The sequence below is a fragment of the Aeromonas sp. s1(2024) genome (genome assembly GCF_040908005.1).
GTDB lineage: Bacteria > Pseudomonadota > Gammaproteobacteria > Enterobacterales > Aeromonadaceae > Aeromonas > Aeromonas caviae.
On record NZ_JBFOCW010000059.1, the window covers coordinates 93,446 to 116,075 of the forward strand.

The window sequence follows — 22,630 nt, forward strand, 5'->3', positions numbered from 1 at the left end:
CCAAGGGGCTTTGGGGTCGTTTGCTTCCTCTTCTTGATTGTGGCTTTTTCGGCGCCAACCTGTCTGCCGCCACCTGGGGCGCATCAGGCAAACGGCTGATATTGTGCTTTGTTGTGGCAGGATCTGTCGCCATTTCACCCAGGCAGAATTAAGATGGCCTGTCCCGTCGTCAAGGATGACCCATGAGACTCTTCTCTCTGTGTGTGTTCTGCTGTCTGCCCCTCCAACCGTTGTGGGCGCAATCGTTCTGCTCCTCCCCCCTTCGCGTCGGTTTCGATGACTGGCCCCCATACCACTATTACCAGCAAGAGGGAGCACGTCGGGAACTGCGTGGATTTGCGGTCGACTACCTCAATGCCGTGTCGATTCGGCTGGGTTGTCGTCTGGTCTATGTGGAGCGTCCCTGGAAGCGGGGGTTGCACGATCTTGAGCGGGGTCGGCTGGACATCGTGATGGAGGCGTATTTTGCTGATGAGAGGGCGCGTTATGCCTGGTTCTCCATCCCCTACAACCCGGGCCGGACATCGCTCTGGGTACGCAAATCCGGTACCGGTGAGGAGTCGGATCTGGCGAGCTGGCTGGCCCACGGGCATCGCCTCGGTGTGACCAGGGACTACTATTACGGCCCGGAAATCACCAAGGTTCTGCAGCGATACCGCAACCAGGTGAGCGAGGTCAACGATGTGCAAAACTATCGCAAGCTGCTGCTTGGGCGGATAGACGGTTTTCTCGGGGATAGTCTGGCCACGCCCTGGGGTCTGAAGAGAGAGGGGCTGTCGGATGCGGTCGTCCCCCACACCATGGCGATCCATGAGACGCCCACCTTTTTCATGTTGAGCAAGAAGACCCTGTCCGGGGAATTCGTAGCGCGGTTCAACGAGGCGATAGTGGCCGTCGGTGACAGCGGTGAGCTGGAACTCATCTGGCGTCGTTACACCTCCGTCCGCTAGCAAAGTCGCCAGCATTCACGCATCATGGGGACCTGACCGTCGCGCCTGACAGGCCGAAATGAACCGATTTGAGGCAAGCGTGGTAAGAAGCATGGGTAAGAAGTATTGGTTGGCATTGGCGAATCTCATCTGGCTGGGCTGCTGGCCGGCCAGCATGGTTCATGCCAGCACGGAACAGGCGGTAGTGGCCAGTCCCAGCATTCAGCATGACTGGTATCAGAACGAGGTGGCCGAGCAGGCTCGTCATGAGCTTGAACAGCAGTTGCAGGAAGCGGTGCTGGCCCAGCTGCATCCGGATTTCTACCGCCTCTGGCAGCAGTTGCAAAAGACCCCGGCGGATCGGCGCGGTGCCCTCTACGATGAGGCCTTTGGCAAGCTGGCCCGGTTCCAGCAGGCCTGGCGAGGGATGGATCTGGTCGCGCGCGAACAGATGCAGACCCTCAAGCTGGATCTAAACCGCCCCCTGGCCCATGCCCCCCAGGGAGACAATCTGCTGGAGCAGGTCAGGCAACTCAGGCCACAGGTGGCGGAATACGACGCCGTGCGCGAAGAAGTGCGCAAGCTGCTGGCCATGCCCATGGCCAAGCACTGGCCCACCCTCTCCATGCCGACCCTGCGGGCCGGGGAGAGCTCGACCGAGCTCGGCCAGATCCGCTCCATCCTGAACGAACTGGGGGACAGTGCCCCGACTCACCAGGACAGCCTCTACGATCCCGAGACCGAACAGGCCATCAAGCAGTTCCAGCGCCGCCACGGCCTGACGGCCGACGGCATCATCGGCCGTCAGACCCGCAGCTGGCTCAATACCGGCCCCGAGGTGCGCGCCAGCCTGCTGGTACGCAACCTGTGGCGCCGTGATCTGGTGGATCACCTTGCCGGTCGCTATGTGCTGGTCAACATACCGGACTACCGCCTGAGCGTGGTGGAGTCTGGCAGCGAGGTCTTCACCAGTCGGGTCATCGTCGGCAAGGAGCAGCGGGCCACCCCCATCCTCGCCAGCGAGATCCGCTCCATCGTGCTGAACCCGGCTTGGCACGTGCCGCGCTCCATCCTGAGCAAGGACATTCTGCCCAAGCTCGGGCGCGATCCTGCCTACCTGGATCGCGAACAGTTCGAGGTGATCGACGGCGAGGGCAATCCGGTGCAGTTCAGCGAAGATGGCTGGCACCATGCGCTGGCCTCCGGTTTCCCTTACCGGTTGCGGCAAAAGCCGGGGGATCACAATGCCCTGGGTCGCTACAAGTTCTATCTGCCCAACAACGATGCCATCTATCTCCACTCCACCCCGCGCAAGGCGCTGTTCGAGCAGGGGGCCCGTGCCTTCAGCTCGGGTTGCATCCGGGTGGAACACGCCGACGATCTGGCAGAGTTGCTGCTGGCGGACTCCCGCTATCAGCCGGACAAGGTGGCCAGCATCCTGAAAGAGACCCAGACCAAGTGGCTGCCCCTGAGCAACCCTATCCCGGTGTTTACCGTCTACTGGAGCAGCTGGATTGATGAAGAGGGACGTCAGCAACTGCGCAACGATATCTACGGATTCGACAGAGTCAGCTATCAAAGCCGCTTGCTGTGATCCTCGCCACAGAGTGACAAGCCCGGCCCGTGCCGGGCTTTTTCATGGGTGAATGGGGTTTGACAGCGCTTTTTCTGGCAGGTAGTTTCGGCCCTTGTATCAAATTCATTCACCTGTGTGACTTCACCATGAGATGGACGGACAACGGATGCTGGGACAAGAGATAAGCCGACGCCGTCTGCTGCTGGGGGCGGGTTGCCTGATGGGGACCAGCCTGCTGTCGTTCCCTGCGCTGGCGAGCCGCAGCACTTCGGGACGGGAACTGAGTTTCTTCAACCTCAATACCGGCGAGCGGGTACGCGCCAGTTATTGGGAAGATGGCCACTATCTGAGCGACGGGCTGGCGGAGCTCAACCATATTTTCCGTGACTACCGTCGCAACGAAGTGTTCAACATCGACCGCAAGCTGTTCGATCAGCTCTTTCTGCTACAACACAAGTTGGGACGCCACGGCGAAATCCAGCTCATCTCGGGCTATCGCTCCCCGGCCACCAATCAGCAGAAGCGGCGCAAGAGTCGCGGCGTCGCCAAGCACAGCTACCACACCCTGGGGCAGGCGGTTGACGTGCGCATCCCCGGCGTGCAGCTGGCGCACCTGCGCAAGGCCGCCCTGAACCTCAAGGTGGGCGGTGTGGGTTATTACCCTTCCGACAACTTCGTGCACTTGGACACGGGTCCCGTTCGCAGCTGGTGAGTCGGGATCGTCTCAAGAGTTGAGTGCCGATTGTGTCTTTTTGCCGCTGGCATTGAGGGGGACCAAGCTGCTAGGCTCTGGACTCCAGCCAGAGGAGAGAAAGATGAAGCAGATTGTGATCGGGGGGCTCATCGCCCTGTTGTTGACTGGTTGCGGCAAGCTCAACCGCGAGAGCTACGACAAGCTGAAAGTCGGGATGAGCTATGCCGAAGCGAGTGCCATCCTCGGCAAGGCCGAGCGTTGCGACGATGCTCTCGGCACCACGAGCTGTGTCTGGGGAGGGGAAGGCAAGAACATCAAGGTGCGTTTCATCGCCGACAAGGCGACCTTCTTCAGCTCGGAAGGGATCAACTGACCCTTTCCTCTCTTGCCGATGCCCAACAAAAAAGCGCCGTATGGCGCTTTTTTGATGCTCGTTATCCGTGCGATATGGCCAGGAACTGGCGCGATCAATGGGTGGCGTACTGATAGTTGAAGGTGGGCAGTCCCCACTTGAAGCGTACCGCCAGGAGCCGCAGCACGAAGCCGATGCCGATGGCACCGAAAGCGGCCCAGTCGTTGGGCAGCCCATGGTGCAGCGCAAAGCAGTAGAGCGCTGCGGTGATCAGCGAGACGGCGGCATAGAGCTCGCGCTTGAACACCAGCGGGATGCGCTGGCACAGCAAGTCCCGCAGCACCCCCCCGAACACGCCGGTCACCACGGCCATGATGCAGGCGATGCCGGCCCCGTGGCCCATCTCGAGCGCCCGGGCAGCCCCGAAGATGGAGAAGACCACGAGCCCCAGGGCATCGAGCGCCAGGAACAGCTTGCCAAGGTAGCGCATCAGCGGTGCCGAGATGACCCCGGCCATGGCGGCGCCCGCCACCAGCAGCACGTATTCGGGGTGCTCGACCCAGAGCAGGGGATAGTGGCCCAGCAGCACATCCCGAATGGTACCGCCACCGATGGCCGTCGCCGAGGCGATGATCACGACGCCAAACAGATCCATCCGTCGCCGACCCGCTGCCAGCGCGCCAGTCATCCCTTCGGCCACCAGGCCGAGCAAGAAGAGTGCATGTAACATGAGATATCCCAGGGTGCGAGAAAGGCCCGCATCCTAACAACCCTGCGCTGGGGCGACAAGCTATCTTGGTTATGCATTAGATTAAGTAATGAAAAGGGGGCTTTCGCCCCCTCTTTTGATCATGATGACGCGGTTCAGCGTCCAAGTTGCTCGCTGCGGTATTGGTCCACCCACATGGCGGTGGCGCCACAGATGGCCACCGGCATCACGAAGAGATTCACCACCGGGATGGCGGAGAAGAGGGTCACCAGGGCGCCGAAGCTCAGGCACTTTCCACGACGCTGCTTGAGGGCGTCGCGCATGGTGATGAAGCCGATCTTGTGGTTGTCGAACGGATAATCGACATACTGGATCGCCATCATCCAGGCGCTGAGCAGGAACCAGAGCACGGGTGCCAGGGTCTGGCCCACTACCGGGATCAGGAAGAGGATCAGGCAGCCGATGGCCTTGGGCAGATAGTATTTCAGCTTGGTCCATTCGCGGCCGAAGGTACGGGGCACATCTTTCACCACATCCAGCATGCCGGTGTCATTCATGGCTTCACCGGTGAGGATCTGTTCCACCTTCTCTGCCAGCAGGCCGTTGAAAGGGGCCGCTATCCAGTTGGCCACCGAACTGAAGATGAAGGAGAAGACCACCAGTATGGTGATGAGGGCGATGGGCCAGAGCAGGTAATCAAGCCAGGAGAGCCAGCTCGGGATCTGCTGGTGCAGCCAGGCGAACAGGCCGTCCAGTTGTAGCAACAGGGCGTAGAAGGCACCGGCAAAGAGCACGAAGTTGACCAGCAGGGGGATCAGCACGAAGGTGCGGATGCCGGGCTGGCGGATGAGTGAGAAGCCGCGCAGGAAGTAGTCTGCACCGCTGACCGAATCTTTGACCATGTGGGGTGATTGGCTCATGTGAGCTCCATCAGTGAATGGGGAAAGTGCCAGCATATTACAAACAAGCCTTTGATTTGGTAAAGTCGCCTGCCCGCCTCCTCTTTATTTCGTTACCCACATAGGCCGCCATGCGTCTGAAATTGATCAAACTCGCCGGTTTCAAGTCGTTTGTCGAGCTGACCCGCATCGAACTCAACGCCGACATGACCGCCGTGGTGGGCCCCAACGGCTGCGGCAAATCCAACGTCATCGACGCCGTGCGCTGGGTGCTGGGGGAGAGCTCCGCCCGCCATCTGCGCGGCGAGAACATGACCGACGTCATCTTCAACGGCTCCATCAACCGCAGCGCCCATGGCCGCGCCTCGGTGGAGCTGGTGTTCGACAATCCCCACAACCGGGTACCCGGCGAGTTCGGCCGCTTTACCGAGATCTCGGTGCGCCGCGAAGTGCTGCGCGACGGATCCAATCACTACCAGATCAACGGCCAGAAGTGCCGCCGCAAGGACGTGACCGACCTCTTCCTCGGCACCGGCCTTGGGCCTCGCAGTTACGCCATCATCGAACAGGGCACCGTCAGCCGGCTGGTGGAGTCCCGCCCCGCCGATCTCAAGCTGTTCATGGAAGAGGCCGCCGGGGTCTCCCGCTACAAGGAGCGGCGCCGGGAGACCGAGCAGCGCATCCGCCATACCCAGGAGAACCTGGAACGCCTCGGCGACATCCGCGGCGAACTGGGCTCACGCCTCGAGCACCTCAAGGCCCAGGCCGAGACCGCCGAGCGCTACAAGCAGCTCAAGAGTCGCAGTCGCGCGGCCCGCAGCGAACTGATCGGCTCGGAACTGTGGGCGCTGGAGACGCGTCTTGGCGAAGCCAAGACCGAACTGGCCCAGACTGAACAGGCGCTGGCGGCCCTCGATGCCAAGCGCACCGCAGACGAAGGACGCCACGTCACTCTGTCGGTGGCCCGCCAGGAGGCGCAGGCCGAGCAGGCGAGCCGCCAGCAGCAGATTTTCCTCGGCGGGCAAGCCATCGCCCGCCTCGAGCAGCAGCAATTGCACCAGAGCGAGCTTGGCCGCGACTGGCAGGCGAGGCGGCAGTCCCTCGGCGAGCGTATCGACGGTCTCAAGGCCCAGCTGGCCGGCCAGCTGGAGCAACTGGGCGACAGCACGTTGCAGGGGGAGGTGGCGTCGGCGCGCCTCGAGCAGTGTGAGCAGTTGCTCACCGACCAGCAGAGCGTGCGTGCGGTAGCGGGCGATCGGCTCGAGCAGGCGCGCCAGCGTCAGCAGCAGTGGCAGCAGCAGCTGGGCCAGTTGCAGGGGCGGCTCAACCAGACCCGCGCCGAGGTGAACGGTCTGCAGGAGCTGCAGGCCAAGACCCGGCTTGCCCGCCTCAAGCTGGAAGACGAACAGGCCGGGCCCCTTGGCGGGGAGGGGGAGAACCTGCAACCGGCGCTCGATGCCCTGGCGGCGGAACTCTCGCTCTCCCGCGCCCGCCATGAGGAAGCCGATGCAGCGTGGCAGGCCGGTGTGTCGCGCCATGAAGAGCTCAAGGCAGAGCAGGGTCGCCAGCAGGGCCTGCTGCGCGAGCTGGAGGCGCGCCTCGCCACCCTGGATCAGATCCTGGGGGAGCAGATGGCGGGCGCGACCCTGGCGGATCGGTTGCAGGTTTCCCCCGAGTGGGCCCGGGGGCTGGACAAAGTGCTCGGCCGCTGGCTCACCGCAATCCCGGCGGACGAGTGCAACCTGGCGCAACCCGGACTCTGGATTGGCCCGGCCCAGCCAGCCAGGGCCGGTACCCTGGCGGCGCAACTGGGGGGCGAGCACATTCCGGTTTTCCTCAATGCCATCTGGCTGGCAGAGAGCAGGGAGGAGGCGCTGTCCCGCCTGCACAGCCTCTCTGCCGGTGAGTCGCTGCTCACTCCCACCGGCGACTGGTTCGGCCCCAACTGGGCGGATCTGGGGGAGGGCATGGCCCTGGGTACGCTGGCGTTGCTCGGTGAGCGTGAACGGCTGCACACCGAGCTGGCCGCGGGTCGGGAGGCGCTGCACAGACTCGACGAGCAGCTTGTCGCCGCCGATGCAGCGCGGGCCCAGCAGCATGGAGCGCATGAGCTGGCTCAGCGCACCCTGCGCGAGCAGGAGCAGCAGTGGCAGCAACTGCGCGAAGCCTGGAGTCTGCGCGAGGGGCAGCGCCAGGAGCGCTTGCAGCGCCTGGGCCAGCTGGGGGAAGAGCTAACCCGGCTCGACAAGGAGCAGGCTGAGGAGGCGCAGCGACTGGCGTCGGCCGGGGAGCGGCTTGAGCAGGATGAAGCGGCCCTTGGCGAGCTGCAGGAGCAGGGGGAGGTACTCGCCGAGGCGCTGCTGCTCGCCCAGGAGCAGGTAAGCGGGGCGGAGCGGGCGCTGGAAGAGGTGCGCCTTCGCCGGGAGCAGCAGCAGGCAGCCTGCCAGCGGTTGCAACTGGAGCAGCAGAACCAGCGCCAGCTCATCACGCTGCGCGAGCAGGAGCTGGCCCGTCTCGGCCTGGAGCTGGCGGAACTCAAGGAGCCAGGGGCCGCTCCGAGTCAGGATCTGTCGCCCCTGCTGGTCGAACAGCGCAATCTTGAGGCGCAGCAACTGGCCTGTCACCAGCGGCTCGCGGAGCTGGATCGTCAGCTGACCGAGCTGGAGCAGGCCAGAAGCGCCGATCACAAGCAGCTGGTGAAAATTCAAGAGAAGCTGGCGACTCTGCGGCTCGAGCGCGAGCGCAACCTGACGCGCAGGCAGGGACTGCACGAGCAGTTCGAAGAGCTGGGCGTGCGCCTGGTGGACCTCGATCAGGCGGTGCTGATTGCCGCTGATCGCGGCAAGCTGCGCCAGGAGATCCAGACGCTGGAGGCGCAGGTGGAGGCGCTTGGCGCCATCAACCTGGCGGCACTGGAAGAGTATGAGGAGGCGAAAACCCGTTCAAGCTACCTGGAAAATCAGTGCCAGGATCTGGAGCAGGCCCTCGATACCTTGAGCCAAGCCATTAAAAGAATTGATAAAGAAACACAAATACGCTTCCGCGACACTTTCGATAAGGTCAATGAAGATTTAAAATCCCTGTTCCCAAAAGTGTTCGGGGGGGGCAGTGCCTGGCTTGAGCTGACCTCGGATGATCTTTTGGAGGCCGGAGTGAGCATCATGGCAAGACCTCCGGGCAAGAAGAATGCTACCATTGCCCTGCTTTCCGGGGGGGAGAAGGCGCTAACCGCCCTTGCGCTGGTTTTCGCCATCTTCAGACTCAATCCAGCACCATTTTGTCTGCTGGATGAGGTGGATGCACCGCTCGATGAAGTGAACGTCGGTCGCTTCTGTTCTCTTGTCAAAGAGATGTCGAGCACAGTACAGTTCGTTTACATCAGTCATAATAAGGTCTCCATGGAGATGGCCGAGCAGCTGGTTGGCGTCACGATGCAAGAGCCCGGGGTTTCGCGCATAGTGTCGGTCGATATCGGTGAAGCCGTCGCTTTGGCTGAGCAAAACTAGAAAGAGAAGCAGCTAATGCAGGAATTGCGTTACATCTTGGTTGCCCTGGGCGGTATTGCCATCGCGGCATTGCTCATTCACGGGTTGTGGAGCAACAGAAAGAATCGTCAGGCACCGATCAAGGAGAAACCCCTGGGTCGGATGGAGTCCAAGTCCCGTGAGCGTGACAACGACGCCTTCGACAGCGATGGCATCGGTCAGGTGCGTGTGGTGAGCGGTGGCCGTCGTGCCGAGCCCAAACTGCGCAGCGACGAGGCCCGTCAGCCCGAACCCCGCCGTGTCGCCCCCGTTCCCGCCTTCGATGATGAAGATGACGACGCCGATCTGCCGCCTCCCGTGGTGCGCAAGCCTGCCGCTCGCCCTGTCCCCCCTCAGCCTGTGTATGAGGAAGAAGAGGACTATGAAGAGCCGGTTGCCGCCCCTGTTGAAGAGGCCCCTGCCGCGCCGGTGCGCAAACCTGCCCAGGTGATCCGCCGTACCCCGGTACACCGTTCCCGTCCGCAGCGCGAGCCCATGATGCAGCCGCTGGACGAAGAGCCGCTGGTGGAGCCGGCCTATGCCCAGGCGCCGACCTTCGGTGCACGCGAGCCGGCACCGGTTGCCCAGCAGGCTCCCCGCTACGCCCAGCCGGCTTATGAAGAGCCCGCTTACGATGACGAGCCAGCCTATGAAGAGCCGGTTCACGCAGCCGAGCCAGAACCCGCTCCGGCCCCGGTCGAGAAGATCTGGCAGGATGTCTATGTCATCAACCTGATGGCCCGTCCCGGCCACGATCTGCAAGGGGCGACCCTGCTCTCTTCCCTGCTGGCGCTGGGCTTCAAGTTTGGCGAGATGGACATCTTCCACCGTCACGAAGATCTGGGCGGCAAGGGGGAAGTGCTCTTCTCCATGATCAACATGGTCAAGCCGGGTACCTTCAACCCCTATCGCATGGAGCAGTTCAGCACCCCGGGTGTGTCCCTCTTCATGCAACTGCCCCTTCGCAGCAATGCCGCCTTCGCCTTCGAGCACATGTTGCAGGCCGCGGATCAGCTGGCGAGCGATCTCGATGCCATGCTGACCGACGCCTCGCGCAGTCCCCTCAGCGACGACGACATCGCCCGCTACCGTCACGAGCTGGCGGCCTACGAGGCCAGCCGCGACTGATGCGCCATGGGGCTTGAACAATGAAAAGTGCGGTACCCCGGTGCCGCATTTTTGTTTCTGCCCCAGACTGAATGTTCCATCACACTTCGAGACTTTTTCATGAGCGATATCCTCTCCCGCCACCGTCAACTGTGTGAGCTGCTGACCGAGTACGGCCATCAGTACTATGTGCTGGACAACCCCACGGTGCCGGACGCCGAATACGATCGCCTGATGCGCGAGCTGATTGCGCTGGAGGCCGAGCATCCCGAGCTGAAAACCCCGGCCTCGCCGAGCGTGCGGGTGGGAGGCCAGCCGCTGACCGCCTTCAAGCAGGTACGCCACGAGATCCCCATGCTGAGTCTGGACAACGTCTTCAGCAGCGAGGAGTTGCAGGCGTTCGAGCAACGCATGAGTGATCGCCTCAAGCGGGAGGTGAATTTCACCTTCTGTTGCGAACCCAAGCTCGACGGTCTGGCGGTGAGCCTGCTCTACGTGGCTGGCCAGCTGGTACAGGCCGCCACTCGCGGGGACGGCACCACGGGGGAGGAGATCACGGAGAACGTGCGCACCATCAAGGCCATTCCCCTGACCCTGCGCGGCCAGGGGTGGCCTGCGCGGCTGGAGGTGCGTGGGGAGGTCTTCATGCCCAAGGCGGGGTTCGAGGCGATGAACCGCGATGCGCTGGCGGCGGGGGAGAAGGTGTTCGTCAACCCGCGCAACGCCGCTGCCGGCAGCCTACGCCAGCTCGATTCACGCATCACCGCCAGCCGCCCCCTCAGCTTCTATGCCTACGGCGTGGGAGTCGGTGGCGACGAGCTGGGGGAGTCCCACTTCGGTCGCCTCAATCAGCTCAAGGCCTGGGGGCTGCCGCTCAGCCCCGAGGTGAAGCTCAAGGAGGGGGCCGCCGGTTGCCAGGCGTTTCACGATGATATCCTGGCGCGTCGCGGGGATCTCCCCTACGAGATCGACGGCGTGGTCTACAAGGTGGATGACATCGCCCTGCAAGGGGAGCTCGGTTTCGTGGCCCGCGCGCCGCGCTGGGCCACTGCCCACAAGTTCCCGGCCGAAGAGGAGATGACGGCGCTTGAGAACGTCGAGTTCCAGGTGGGCCGCACCGGTGCCATCACCCCGGTAGCCAAGCTCAAGCCGGTGTTTGTCGGCGGCGTCACCGTTTCCAACGCTACCCTGCATAATGCGGACGAGATCGCGCGCCTTGGCGTGATGATCGGCGACACCGTGATCGTGCGCCGGGCCGGGGACGTGATCCCCCAGGTCGTGGCTGTGGTGGAGGCGCAGCGCCCGGCGGATGCCCGCGAGATCCTCTTCCCGACCGAGTGCCCGGTGTGCGGCTCGGCGGTGGAGCGGCTGGAAGGGGAGGCCGTGGCCCGCTGTTCCGGCGGTCTCTTCTGCGAGGCCCAGCGGGCGGCCGCCATCAAGCACTTCGCGGCGCGTCGCGCCATGGATGTGGATGGCCTTGGCGACAAGATAGTGGAGCAACTGGTGGACAAGGGGCTGGTGAAGACCCCGGCGGACCTGTTCAGCCTCAACGCCATCCAGCTGGCCGGTCTCGAGCGGATGGGGCAAAAATCGGCCCTCAACCTGGTGGCCGCCATCGATGCCGCCCGCAGCACCACCCTGCCCCGCTTCCTGTTTGCCCTGGGGATCCGCGAAGTAGGGGAGGCGACCGCCTTGAACCTCGCCAACCACTTCCTCACTCTTGATGCCCTGCGCGCAGCCTCGGTGGAGCAGTTGCTGGAAGTGGCCGACGTGGGAGACATAGTGGCCAAGCACGTCTACTACTTCCTGCGCCAGCCCCACAACATCGAGGTGCTCGACGCCCTGTTGGCCGCCGGGATCCACTGGCCGGCCATCGAGAAGAAGGAGGCAAGCGATCAACCTTTTGCCGGCAAGACCTTCGTGCTGACCGGTACCCTCACCGCTTTGTCCCGCAACGACGCCAAGGCGGCGCTGCAGGCCCTGGGGGCCAAGGTGGCGGGCTCGGTGTCGGCCAAGACCGACGTGCTGGTAGCGGGGGAGGCGGCAGGCTCCAAGCTCGCCAAGGCCCAGGAGCTGGGGATCACCATCTGGACCGAAGCCGAGTTGCAGGCGGCCATTCAGCCCTGAGGATGCACGTTTGAGCAGACAAACCCGGCCCACTGGCCGGGTTTGTCGTTGGTGGGCTCACTCGACGTAGCTCACCTTGTCCTGCCAGGCATCGGGAGCCGTCAGGTGCCAGCGTGCCAGTTCGCTCTTGCTGAACAGGTATTCCCCGCGGGATGCGGCGCGGGGGGAGAGGGCGCCGGGCGCCGTGCCCGAGAGGATGGCATTGGCCAGTTCGGCGGCTCTCTCTCCCTGGCTGTGGCCGTCGAGCACCAGACCGCCGATGGCGGCTTCCCTGCCCACCGCAAAGGCCCAGAAGCAGAACAGTGGCACCGGACTGTTGGCGCTGGTCCATGCCAGTACCTGTTGCTCGCTTACATGCTGGCCCTGAGCGTCGGTGAGAGTGTGGTAGAGGCCGAGGAAGAGCGCCTGATAGCCGTTTTCCCGGCTGGCGAGCACTGCCTCCTGCCAGTGTCCATAGTCGGTGAACTGGCGGCTGCTGACCCGGGTCTGACCGATCGTCAGCTCGCCTCGCCCCTTGAACTCGTGGGCGACGGCGGTGCGGGACACCTCGCTTTCGTCAAACAGCACCAGGGCACGCTCCAGCCCTCCCATCAACTGACTCATCTCGCTGATGCTGCGCTTGAGCAGGGGGTGTTCCAGTACGCCGGTGATCAGGGGGTGGCCGACCAGCCCCTTGGGGCGCGGATTCTCGTTCATCCCGAGAAACACCACGGGCGTTCCCCGGGCGGCGATGGGTCGGGCGAGGGCGTTGATGGCGTTGTCATCCCCCAGGATCACCAGCGCCGGCTGGTGGGTCCGGTAGGCGGCCATTCCCTTGGCGAGCAGTTCGTCACGGGTCTGGCCGGGCTGGCGCTTGGTGTCCAGATAGAGATAGCCGAGGTGATGCGCCTGCTTGAGGTGTTGCTCGAGGCCGGCACTGTAGCTCTGATCCCACTGGTTGCTCTGGTGATAACTGCTGATCACCAGGATCTCGGCGGCCAGCAGCGGGAGGGAGAGGAGGGAGAGCAGGAGCAAGACCTTGGTCACGTGTTTTTTCCGCAAGGGACAGACTGTTCCCCAGTATGTGCTCTCCCGCTCTCTGGTGCCTCGGTCAATTGTTGTCGGAAGGCGTGCTCCTCTCTTTTTATCCCTTGCCGGGCGGGAGCCCGCATCCCGTCTGGGGTGAGCAAAAAGAGCGCCTTTTGGCACTGGTCGTGAACTGCCCCACTCCTTCCAAAACCTGTTCTGGATCAAGAAACAGGGTACCGCTTTGGTGCCTAATAGACCCCACATATAGGGGTAAGCATAAAAAAAACACCCATATATAGTGTCATAAAGCTGTGCATAAGTGGTCGCCCTCTCAGTGTCAGCCCAGGTGTTTCAAGCCTTGGCTGACCTTGTTTGCGCCGGGGACGGGCGTGGAGAAGGGGACTCAACGAGGGTGAGCCGAGGGTGGCCACCAGGTCTTTCAATACGGGGAAAATCGATGAAACCGGTAGTGATCAAACGCGATGGATGTCGTGCACCATTCAATGGCCAACTGATCCGCGATGCGGTCAGCCGAGCGGCGGCAGCGGTCAATCAGGCCAGTCCGGCGCTGGCAGAGCGCATTGCCGCCGCTGTCAGCCAGGAGCTGGAGGGGCGAGGGGAGGTAGACATCCACGAGATCCAGAACCGGGTCGAGAACCACCTGATGGCCTCCGACGACAAGGCCATCGCCCGTGCCTACATCGAATACCGTCACGACCGGGATCAGGCCCGCGAGGCCAGGGGTCGCCTGGCCCAGGAGATCCGCGGCCTGGTGGAGCAGACCAACGCGGCCCTGCTCAACGAGAACGCCAACAAGGACTCCAAGGTGATCCCGACCCAGCGTGACCTGCTGGCGGGCATCGTCGCCAAGCATTACGCCATCAGTCACATGCTGCCCCGTGACGTGGTGCAGGCCCACGAGAGCGGCGACCTGCACTTCCACGATCTCGACTACTCCCCCTTCTTCCCCATGTTCAACTGCATGCTGATCGATCTGCAGGGGATGCTGACCCACGGCTTCAAGATGGGCAACGCGGAGATAGACACTCCCAAATCCATCAGCACCGCCACCGCGGTGACCGCCCAGATCATCGCCCAGGTGGCGAGCCATATCTATGGCGGCACCACCATCAACCGCATCGACGAGGTGCTGGCACCCTATGTGACCATCAGCTGGCACAAGCACCGGGAGGTGGCCGAGGAGTGGGGGATCCAGGATGTGGACGCCTATGCCATGGCCCGCACCGAGAAGGAGTGCCACGACGCCTTCCAGTCCCTCGAATACGAGGTCAATACCCTGCACACCGCCAACGGTCAGACGCCGTTCGTCACCTTCGGCTTTGGCCTGGGGGACAGTTGGGAATCGCGCCTCATCCAGCGCGCCATCCTTGGCAACCGCATCGCCGGCCTTGGCAAGAACAGGAAGACCGCCGTCTTCCCGAAACTGGTGTTCGCCATCAAGGATGGCCTGAACCACAAGCAGGGGGATCCCAACTACGACATCAAGCAGCTGGCGCTGGAGTGCGCCTCCAAGCGGATGTACCCGGACATCCTCAACCACGACCAGGTGGTCAAGGTGACCGGCTCCTTCAAGACCCCCATGGGGTGCCGCTCCTTCCTCGGTGCCTTTGAAGAGAATGGCGAGCTGGTCCACGAGGGGCGCAACAACTTAGGTGTCGTGAGCCTCAATCTGCCGCGCATTGCCCTGAAATCCCGCGATGAAGCGGATTTCTGGGACAAACTGGATGCCGCCCTGCGGGTGGCCAAGACAGCGCTCATGTACCGCATCAAGCGCCTCGACGGGGTCAAGGCCCGGGTCGCCCCCATCCTCTACATGGAGGGGGCCTGCGGGGTGCGCCTCAAGGCCGATGACAACATCAGCGAGATCTTCAAACATGGCCGCGCCTCCATTTCGCTGGGTTACATCGGGGTACACGAGACCATCAACGCCCTCTATGGCACAGACGTCCACCTGTTCGACAGCGAGACCCTGCGCCAGAAGGCCATCGCCATCATCGCGCGGCTCAAGGCGGCCACCGACGAGTGGAAGGAGGAGACCGGCTACGGCTTCAGCCTCTACTCCACCCCGAGCGAGAACCTCTGCACCCGTTTCTGCCGCATCGACGCCAAGGAGTTTGGCGTGGTGGCCGGGGTGACCGACAAGGGCTACTACACCAACAGCTTCCACCTGGACGTGGAGAAGCAGGTGAACCCCTACGACAAGCTGGACTTCGAGGCGCCCTATCCGCCCATCGCCAGCGGCGGCTTCATCTGCTACGGCGAGTACCCCAACATCCAGCACAACCTGGAGGCGTTGGAGAACGTCTGGGACTACAGCTATGACAAGGTGCCCTACTACGGCACCAACACCCCCATCGACGAGTGCTACGACTGCGGCTTCACCGGCGAGTTCGAGTGCACCTCCAAGGGCTTCACCTGCCCGCGCTGCGGCAACCATGACCCCGCCAAGGTGTCGGTGACCCGCCGGGTGTGCGGCTATCTCGGCAGCCCGGATGCGCGCCCCTTCAACGCGGGCAAGCAGGAAGAGGTCAAACGCCGCGTCAAGCATATGTAAGCGAGCAGACCCCACCCCAGCCCTCCCCTTGGCAGGGGGGGCAAAGAAGCTCCTCCCCCTTTCGAAGGGGGAGGTTGGGAGGGGGTTGGCCGTTAACCCAGAGAACTCGAATGCACTACCACCAGTACTACCCGGTCGATGTGATCAACGGCCCCGGCACCCGCGCCACCCTGTTCGTGTCGGGTTGCGAGCACCAGTGCCCCGGCTGCTACAACCAGAGCACCTGGCGGCTCGATGGGGGCAAGCCGTTCGATGAGGCGATGAGCGATCGCATCATTCACGATCTCAACGACAGCCGCATCAAGCGGCGCGGACTGTCGCTCTCCGGCGGCGATCCGCTCCACCCCGCCAACGTGCCGCATGTGCTGGCGTTGGTGAAGCGGGTGCGGGCCGAGTGCCCCGGCAAGGACATCTGGTGCTGGACCGGCTATCTGCTGGCCGATCTCAGCCCGGCCCAGCGGGAGCTGGTGGCCTTGCTGGACGTGCTGGTGGATGGCAGGTTCGAGAAGGCCCTGGCGGATCCCGGTCTGCTCTGGCGTGGCAGCAGCAACCAGATGGTTCACGACCTCAACGCATGGCGGAAAGGAGGAGAGCGGATCCCCTGTCTGGTTTGCAGTTGAGGCCTTGGGTGTTTATGGTTAGGCCAACCCCAAGCGCTGTTTACACGAGGAATCCCGATGAACAATCTGCTCAAGATCCTGCTGGCCATCTTTCTCCCCCCGGTCTGCGCCTTTATCCAGGTAGGCTTCAGCCTCCATTTCCTCATCAACATAGTGCTGACCCTGCTGGGCGGTCTGCCCGGCATGGTTCATGCCCTCTGGCTGGTGGTAAGCGACAAGCGCGCCTGAGCCGTGAGAGATCACAAGGCCAGCCCTCCGGGGTTGGCTTTTTTTTGCCTGCCAGATGGGGGCTTCCCGGATGAGCCCCTTTGCCTGACACTGGCGCGTCGCTCATGGAATCGAGCGATACAACGAAGAGGGAATGTCAGTGCGTGTGAAAGGGTTGTTGCTGTGGGCCGCCCTGGCCCTGCTGGGGGGCTGTGCCAGCCCCACCGCCAAGCTGAATCAGCCTCCGGTGGATATCGTCTGGGAAGAGCTGCCCAGATACTGGGTTCAGGTGGAGCAGATAAGAGACTTCAATCCGGTCGGCGGGCTGCCAAAGGAGAGGCCGGTGAAGGGCTATGTGACCCTTCGCTATCTCATCGACTCCAATGGCGAGCTGTTCAGCCCCGAGGTGCTGGCATCCGAGCCGCCCGGCGTGCTGGATCTTATCGCCATCTCCGGGCTGGCGCAGTTGCGCTACCGGCCATCGGAGCAGAATCCGCAAGCCATTCCGGCTCGGGTAGTGGCCCGATTTGAAGTGGAAGTGAAATGACAAACACCCCGGCCTGGCCGGGGTGTTTTATTGTTGCGAGGTGCCATGGCGGCGAGGCTCACTGCTCCTTGCAGTCGTTGTAGCGGCTCTGCCACTCCCCGGCGTCATCGCGCATCTCCACGAACCCCTCCTTGCCCTTGTTCCACCAGACCACCTCGTGATCGTCGGTATAGCGGGCGCCGGAGGCGGAAACCGCCTGGGGCAGGGTGTAATCCTTGCCATCGGGGAGGGAGAGCTTGACGAAGTTCAGGCTCTCGTCCGAGAGGGAGAAGTAGCGAACCTGCACTTTCTGGTTCTGTTCACACAGATAGGTGACGGGATCGCCGCCGGTCACTCCCAGCTTGCCGCTGCCCAGATCGCAGCCGCCGAGCAGGGTGATGGCGCCCGCCCCCAGTAGAAAGAGCTTGGCGTGTTTCATGTTTGATCCTCACAACGGTGTCATATGGCCTTGAGCCTAACAGGATGAGGCACAACTGCAACCTCGTGGCGGGAGCCCTGCGTCGGGATGCGTCCGTCTCCCTCCGGTCCGTGGAGCAGGCAAAAAAACGCCCCGGCAGGCAAGCGGGGCGAAAGGGAGCCGTCCAATGGCTGCAGAAAAGGGTCAGTGGCCGAACCGTGTCGCCTCGAAGCGATTGAGCAGCCGGTGGATGAGGTAGCAGGCGAGCAGGGTGACCACGATGGCAAAGAGGATGCTGCTCACCCGATAGAGGGCGCTGAACACTAGGTCGTTGCCCGGGGTCAGGTACTGGCCGAACAGGATGCCGAGGGTGGTGAGGGCACCGAAGCCGACTCCGGAGCCGCTCGCCTCCTTCACATGGGCATAGCTGAACAGCATGGCGCCGAGCCAGAGCACCGGGGTCACCAGCAGCAGCAAGCCGGACCAGTCATAGAGCACCAGCTGCCCCAGGATGCCGAAACTCACCCCCAGCAGGGTGCCCATGGCCCGCTTGCGGGCATAGTCCAGGGCGCCGTTCCAGTGCATGGGGAAGAGCAGCAGCAGGGTGGTGGCCTGGGCGGACATGGAGTCGCGCAGATCGAAGATCTGGAACACCAGGAACGAGAGGGTCGCGATGGACGCCCCCAGCAGGGCTTCGTGGCGCATCCGGTGCGGCGCCTTGGGGGAGGGGGCCGGCCTGGGGCGCTCCTCCACGTCCGGAATGAGGGCCGTCATCAGATAGGCGATGAGCACCGACAGGACGCTGGCCCAGAGATTGCTGAAGATGAGGTCGTTCAGATCAATCCCGGGGTAGCTGGCAAAGTGCAGCATGATGCTGAGGCTGAGCACCCCGTTGGCACCGAACAGGAACAGGCTGCCCCGGGACATGGCGACGAAACGGTAGAGGAAGAGCAAAAAGACCAGGGGGGTCATGAGCCCAGGGTGGCCGCCGAACAGGCCGCCGAGCAGCCCCACTTCCAGACCGCACATGGCGGCGGAGGCGATGAGCTGGCGGGCGGCGTGACCGTTCATCACCGGCACCAGGCCGAGCAGCAGCACCGGGGTGACGGTGAAGAAGACCCCGTTGCTCCAGCCGAAGATCTTGCACAGCACAAACCCCAGGGTACAGCCAAAGGCGATGCGCAGACACTGGCGCAGTTCGTTGGGGGTGAGAGGTCTGTGCCACAGGTTCATGGTCGTCATCTCAATAGATGTAGTGCAGCAGGCTGAGCAGACGGATCTGGCCTCGGGCCAGCAGCCCGGTCAGGGTGTTGTCCGGCAGCAGCTGCACCGTGGCGCGGGCCCCGGCCGGCAGGTGGGCGGGCAGTTGCTCCAGGGTCAGGTGCAGGCGCAGGCGCTGGGCATCCCGTACCCAGCGATCGGACTCGACGGGGTTCGCAAGCTGGCCGTTGGCGTCAAACTGGCCGGCGCTGACCCCGGCATCCAGGCTGGCGACGCGGGCAGGATAGAGACGACCGGGCTCGCCGTCGAAGGCGACGAGGGCCTGACTGCCGGCGCTGACGTGGCGCAGGCTCTTCTCGCGAAAATCGGCGATCACGTCCACCTGCTCGGAGACCAGGGCCAGCAGGGGGGAGCCCGCATTGGCCACGCTGCCAGGCTTGAGCTGCAGGTTGGTGATGATGCCGTCCTGGCTCGCATGAACCCGGCTGTAGGCGAGGTTGAGCTCGGCCTGGGCGAGGCGGTTGCGGGCCTGGCGCAGCAGCAGATTGTCTTCCCCTGGCAAGCCGCGGTTGACGCGGGCCTGCTCTACCCGGGCCTGGCTGCCGAGCAGGTTGGCACGGGCGGTGCGGGCGGCGCTGTCGGCGTCATCTTTCTGCTGTTCAGAGACCATGTGACGGCGGTAAAGGGCGTCGATGCGCGCCGCTTCCCGCTGTTTCTGGTCGGCCTGGGTGCGCAGCGAGCTGTACTCCGCCTCGTAGGCGGTCAGGGTCGCGTCCAGTTGGCGGTTCTGCTGCCTGGCCTGATCCAGGGCGAGCCTGGCCTGATCCACGGCGAGCTGGAAGGGTTCCGGGTCGAGGGCGAACAGCAGATCCCCCTGCTTGACATGCTGGTTGTTGGCGACGGCGACTTCGACCACCTTGCCGCTGACCTGGGGGGCCATCCGGGTGACGACCCGGGTGGCCATGGCCTGGGGGGTCAGGGGCATCTTGATGTCGGCCAGCAGAAAGTAGCCAAACACCAGGACGAAGCAGACGATGGCCCACTTTATCCAGCGCTTGAATTGTTGATCCGGTGTCATCTTATTCTCTCTCTTCATGCTGTGCGGCTATCTTGCCGAGGGCGTTGGCGGAGATGCGGTGCACAATGTCTTCAAACTGGGCCAGCTCCTGCTGGCTGATGCCGGTGAGCAGCTCCCGGCGCACGGCGATGATGCGGCCCTCGATCTGATCGAGCAGCGCCTTGCCCGCCGGGGTCAGGGTGACGATGCGGGCCCGCTTGTCCTGGCTGCAGCAATGGCGCTCGATCAGCCCCTGCTCCTCGAGCTGACCCAGGGTCCGCATCAGGGAGGGGAGCTCTATCTCCAGGGCCTCGGCCAGGGTCTTCTGGCTGAGGTGGCCGCCGAGGCGGCTGAGTTTCCACAGGGCGGTCCAGCGGGGATGGGTGAGCCCCAGAGGCGCCAGCTCGAGATCGGCCACGGTGCGCCAGAGCCGGTGCAATCGCCCCAGCTGCTCGGCGAGGGAGAGTTCTCGCAACATCTCCAGATCCTTTTTCATGACGGGCACCTCAATTACTTAGCTTGCGAAGCATTATATTTATTTCGCAGGCTAAGTAAATAGTGTGATACAGCTCACGTTCAGGTTTTTTGCCCGGGCCGTGGTGTTTAAGTTTTTATATGGCTTTGCGGGCCAGCTAACCGACAACGGCCGGAGGAGGCGTTAGAGTGGCCACCTTTGAGGTGCGCCAGGCTGGCCATTGACCCGGCGGGGCGACACCCTCACCCTGGGCTTTCCCGTCCGCTGCAAGGTTGAACGATGAAACTGCGCCACCAGCTAGTCACCCTCTCGCTTGGCTTGTCACTGCTGCTGATCCTGATCCTGGGCTGTCTGCTCGCCCTCTTCATGCGCCACCTGCTGGAGAACAACCTGAAGGAGAAGGGGAGCGATCTGGCCCGGGTGCTGGCGGCGGACAGCCGGGTGGTCCAGGCCCTGGAGAAGGGGAGCGATCCCGGGCTGCGGGATTATGTGCAGGGGATCTGCAGCCGCACCGATGCCGCCTACATGGTGGTGACCGACGAACATGCCAGGCGCCTGAGCCACCCCTCGCCCGAGCTGGTGGGCCAGACCTTCCGGGGGGAGGACATCTGGCCTGCACTCCAGTCGCGCGAGAGCTACTGCTCCCGGGACGTGGGCACCCTGGGCCCCGCCATCCGCTGCTTCGCTCCCGTGGTGGGGCCCGATGGCCAGGCCATCGGCGCGGTGGCGGTGGGTTATCTGATGCGCACCGTGGAGGGCACCTATCAGGAGCGGATCGCCCTGCTGGTCGGCGCCATTGCAGCGGTGCTGGGGTGCGGCCTGCTGCTGGCGCTCTGGGTGCAGCACCTGCTGCGCCGCACCCTGCTGGATCTGGAGCCGGAGACCATCGCCAATCGCTTCGCCCAGCAGGATCTGGTGCTGGAGGGGATCTCGGAGGGGATAGTGGCCCTGGACAACCAGCACAGGATCACCATGCTCAACAGCGCCGCCTTCTATCAGTTGCGACTGCCCGGCACTGGGCGCCACGCCCTGCTGGGCCGCTCCCTAGCGGAGCTGGCCCCCGGCCTCGTGCCCACGTTGCAGCAAGGGGGGGCGGTCAGGTTCACCGTGCAGGGGGATGACTTCGTCGGCCACTGGCAGGAGCTCAGCGGTCGCGAGCCGGGGCGCATGCTCATCTTCAGCCGGCCAGACGGCACCGGCAGCCTGGGCATGCAGGTGACCCACCTGCGCCAGTACGGCGAGATGCTGCGCATCCAGACCCATGAATTCGCCAACAAGCTCAGCAGCCTCTCCGGCCTGCTCCAGCTCGGCCACGTGGATCAGGCGGTAGACCTCATCCAGCAGGAGAACGAAGCCTGCCAGAACATGTTGCAGGATCTGCTGCGGGTCATCGAGAACAAGCCGGTGGCCGGGCTCATCCTCGGCAAGTTCAGCCGGGCGCGGGAGCTGGGGGTGGAGCTGGTGCTGGATGCGGGGTCGGCCCTCGGGGAGTATCCGGCCGAGGTGTCGGCGGATCTCATCACCTGCATCGGCAACCTGCTGGACAACGGCATTCGCGCCGCCTGGGGGAACCGCGAGCACGCCGCTCCCAGGGTGCTGCTCTCCCTCGATGATCTGGGGCGGCGGCTGGTGATCGAGGTGGAGGACAGTGGCGAGGGGGTGGACGAGGCGCTGGCGGATCACCTGTTCGACTACGGTGTCAGCCGCCAGACCGGGGATCACGGGGTCGGCCTCTTCCTGGTCAAGAAGACGGTGGCCAGGCGGGGGGGCGTGATAGAATGGCGCCGCACCGCCGAGCAGACGACCCTGTTCGGTATCTATTTGAATAAAAACCAATTGGTGTAAGTCATGAAGCCAATCTTCACGCTGATTATCGAGGATGACGAGCGGATAGGCGCCATGTTGGGGGAGCTGGTCTCCTCCACGGCCGGGTTCTCCCTGATGGGGCGGGCCGGCACCCTGGCCGAGGCGGATCGCCTGATGGCAGGGAGCGAGCCCAGCTTGCTGATGGTCGACATCTCCCTGCCCGATGGCTCGGGCCTGGAGTGGGTGAGCCGGCTGCGCAGCCACAACCGGGAGGTGATGGTGATGATGGTGACCGCCTCCTGCGACGTGGAGACCATACAGCAGGCCCTCAACCTGGGCGTGCAGGACTACGTCATCAAGCCGCTGCGGCTGTTTCGCATCCAGCAGAGCCTGGAGGAGATCCTGGTCCTCCATCGCCGCCTGTGCGAGCCGGGGGAGCTGGCCCAGAGCGACCTGGACCGCCTGATGGGCAAGGCGCGCAACCAGGGGCGGGAGGCGCGGGAAACCCCCAAGGGGATCGACGCCATCACCCTGCGCCAGGTGCTGGATCTGCTGGCGGGGGAGCCGGACAACACCTTCTCCACCGACACCGTGGCCCTGCGCCTCTCCCTGAGTCGCACCACGGCCCGCCGCTACCTGGAGTTTCTGGAGTCAGAAGATCGGCTGGACGTGGAGCTCAACTACGGCCAGCGTGGCCGCCCGGAGCGGCGTTACCACTGGCGCCGGGAGTCGTGACCCCGTCGCGGGCACAACGCCGAAGAGGCCGCGCACACCATGCTGCGCAGATAAAAGGGAGCCTT

The 22,630-nt window shown here is 63.7% G+C and carries 20 protein-coding genes; 13 read left to right on the forward strand and 7 right to left on the reverse strand.

The features are described from left to right. Window positions 1-182: 182 nt before the first annotated feature. The 4 genes from AB5Y70_RS14025 (at window position 183) to AB5Y70_RS14040 (ending at window position 3,572) form a co-directional block, all read left to right on the forward strand. Window positions 183-950 (forward strand): ABC transporter substrate-binding protein, encoded by a 768-nt coding sequence (locus AB5Y70_RS14025; protein ID WP_202006985.1) that lies wholly within the window; start codon window positions 183-185, stop codon window positions 948-950. Between the two features lie 91 nt (window positions 951-1,041). Continuing rightward, window positions 1,042-2,523: a murein L,D-transpeptidase gene (locus tag AB5Y70_RS14030; protein ID WP_045523555.1), complete on the forward strand. Its 1,482-nt coding sequence runs from the start codon at window positions 1,042-1,044 to the stop codon at window positions 2,521-2,523. 148 nt (window positions 2,524-2,671) lie between these two features. Next, window positions 2,672-3,217 carry a DUF882 domain-containing protein gene (locus AB5Y70_RS14035; RefSeq protein ID WP_039039271.1) on the forward strand — a complete coding sequence of 182 codons (546 nt, stop codon included), beginning with the start codon at window positions 2,672-2,674 and terminating at the stop codon, window positions 3,215-3,217. Between the two features lie 103 nt (window positions 3,218-3,320). Further along, window positions 3,321-3,572 carry a hypothetical protein gene (locus AB5Y70_RS14040; RefSeq protein ID WP_010673445.1) on the forward strand — a complete coding sequence of 84 codons (252 nt, stop codon included), beginning with the start codon at window positions 3,321-3,323 and terminating at the stop codon, window positions 3,570-3,572. 94 nt (window positions 3,573-3,666) lie between these two features. Here the strand turns inward: AB5Y70_RS14040 and AB5Y70_RS14045 are convergent, their stop codons facing one another. Together AB5Y70_RS14045 and cysZ are read right to left on the reverse strand one after the other, a co-directional pair. Further along, window positions 3,667-4,281, reverse strand: coding sequence for a trimeric intracellular cation channel family protein (locus tag AB5Y70_RS14045; RefSeq protein ID WP_010673446.1), 615 nt, complete (start codon window positions 4,279-4,281; stop codon window positions 3,667-3,669). Between the two features lie 134 nt (window positions 4,282-4,415). After that, entirely contained in the window at window positions 4,416-5,180 is a 765-nt protein-coding gene (gene cysZ, locus AB5Y70_RS14050; RefSeq protein ID WP_010673447.1) for a sulfate transporter CysZ, read from the reverse strand. A gap of 110 nt (window positions 5,181-5,290) precedes the next feature. Between cysZ and AB5Y70_RS14055 the strand changes: the two genes are divergently transcribed. The 3 genes from AB5Y70_RS14055 to ligA all read left to right on the forward strand — a co-directional run bounded on the left by AB5Y70_RS14055 (window position 5,291) and on the right by ligA (window position 11,917). Further along, the gene (locus AB5Y70_RS14055; RefSeq protein WP_202006983.1) at window positions 5,291-8,665 is read left to right on the forward strand and encodes an AAA family ATPase; all 3,375 of its coding nucleotides are present in this window, start codon (window positions 5,291-5,293) and stop codon (window positions 8,663-8,665) included. A 15-nt stretch (window positions 8,666-8,680) separates the two neighbouring features. Further along, a complete protein-coding gene (gene zipA / locus AB5Y70_RS14060; RefSeq protein ID WP_042864248.1) occupies window positions 8,681-9,811 on the forward strand; it encodes a cell division protein ZipA in 1,131 nt (376 codons plus the stop codon). A 99-nt stretch (window positions 9,812-9,910) separates the two neighbouring features. Beyond that, the gene (gene ligA / locus AB5Y70_RS14065) at window positions 9,911-11,917 is read left to right on the forward strand and encodes an NAD-dependent DNA ligase LigA (RefSeq protein ID WP_049636290.1); all 2,007 of its coding nucleotides are present in this window, start codon (window positions 9,911-9,913) and stop codon (window positions 11,915-11,917) included. A 57-nt stretch (window positions 11,918-11,974) separates the two neighbouring features. Here the strand turns inward: ligA and AB5Y70_RS14070 are convergent, their stop codons facing one another. Beyond that, window positions 11,975-12,943, reverse strand: a complete 969-nt coding sequence (locus AB5Y70_RS14070) for an ABC transporter substrate-binding protein (RefSeq protein ID WP_049636291.1) — start codon at window positions 12,941-12,943, stop codon at window positions 11,975-11,977. A gap of 439 nt (window positions 12,944-13,382) precedes the next feature. Between AB5Y70_RS14070 and nrdD the strand changes: the two genes are divergently transcribed. From nrdD to AB5Y70_RS14090, 4 genes are all read left to right on the forward strand, one after another. Continuing rightward, complete coding sequence (nrdD, locus tag AB5Y70_RS14075) at window positions 13,383-15,500, forward strand: anaerobic ribonucleoside-triphosphate reductase (protein WP_010673452.1); 2,118 nt, start codon at window positions 13,383-13,385, stop codon at window positions 15,498-15,500. A gap of 110 nt (window positions 15,501-15,610) precedes the next feature. Continuing rightward, window positions 15,611-16,120: an anaerobic ribonucleoside-triphosphate reductase-activating protein gene (gene nrdG / locus AB5Y70_RS14080; protein WP_010673453.1), complete on the forward strand. Its 510-nt coding sequence runs from the start codon at window positions 15,611-15,613 to the stop codon at window positions 16,118-16,120. A gap of 57 nt (window positions 16,121-16,177) precedes the next feature. After that, the gene (locus AB5Y70_RS14085) at window positions 16,178-16,348 is read left to right on the forward strand and encodes a YqaE/Pmp3 family membrane protein (protein WP_010673454.1); all 171 of its coding nucleotides are present in this window, start codon (window positions 16,178-16,180) and stop codon (window positions 16,346-16,348) included. 133 nt (window positions 16,349-16,481) lie between these two features. Beyond that, entirely contained in the window at window positions 16,482-16,874 is a 393-nt protein-coding gene (locus AB5Y70_RS14090; protein ID WP_080988584.1) for an energy transducer TonB, read from the forward strand. Between the two features lie 58 nt (window positions 16,875-16,932). Here the strand turns inward: AB5Y70_RS14090 and AB5Y70_RS14095 are convergent, their stop codons facing one another. The 4 genes from AB5Y70_RS14095 to slyA all read right to left on the reverse strand — a co-directional run bounded on the left by AB5Y70_RS14095 (window position 16,933) and on the right by slyA (window position 20,045). Continuing rightward, window positions 16,933-17,292, reverse strand: coding sequence for an MliC family protein (locus AB5Y70_RS14095; protein ID WP_010673456.1), 360 nt, complete (start codon window positions 17,290-17,292; stop codon window positions 16,933-16,935). A 183-nt stretch (window positions 17,293-17,475) separates the two neighbouring features. Further along, a complete protein-coding gene (locus AB5Y70_RS14100; RefSeq protein WP_319872568.1) occupies window positions 17,476-18,504 on the reverse strand; it encodes a DUF2955 domain-containing protein in 1,029 nt (342 codons plus the stop codon). A 10-nt stretch (window positions 18,505-18,514) separates the two neighbouring features. Further along, window positions 18,515-19,570, reverse strand: a complete 1,056-nt coding sequence (locus AB5Y70_RS14105; protein WP_010673458.1) for an HlyD family secretion protein — start codon at window positions 19,568-19,570, stop codon at window positions 18,515-18,517. Window position 19,571: 1 nt separating this feature from the next. Further along, a complete protein-coding gene (slyA, locus tag AB5Y70_RS14110) occupies window positions 19,572-20,045 on the reverse strand; it encodes a transcriptional regulator SlyA (protein WP_010673459.1) in 474 nt (157 codons plus the stop codon). Between the two features lie 258 nt (window positions 20,046-20,303). Here slyA and AB5Y70_RS14115 point away from each other — a divergent pair, with 258 nt between their 5' ends. Both AB5Y70_RS14115 and AB5Y70_RS14120 read left to right on the forward strand, forming a co-directional pair. Then, the gene (locus tag AB5Y70_RS14115) at window positions 20,304-21,869 is read left to right on the forward strand and encodes a sensor histidine kinase (protein WP_041213369.1); all 1,566 of its coding nucleotides are present in this window, start codon (window positions 20,304-20,306) and stop codon (window positions 21,867-21,869) included. 3 nt (window positions 21,870-21,872) lie between these two features. After that, the gene (locus tag AB5Y70_RS14120; RefSeq protein WP_049636293.1) at window positions 21,873-22,565 is read left to right on the forward strand and encodes a response regulator; all 693 of its coding nucleotides are present in this window, start codon (window positions 21,873-21,875) and stop codon (window positions 22,563-22,565) included. Window positions 22,566-22,630 lie beyond the last annotated feature (65 nt).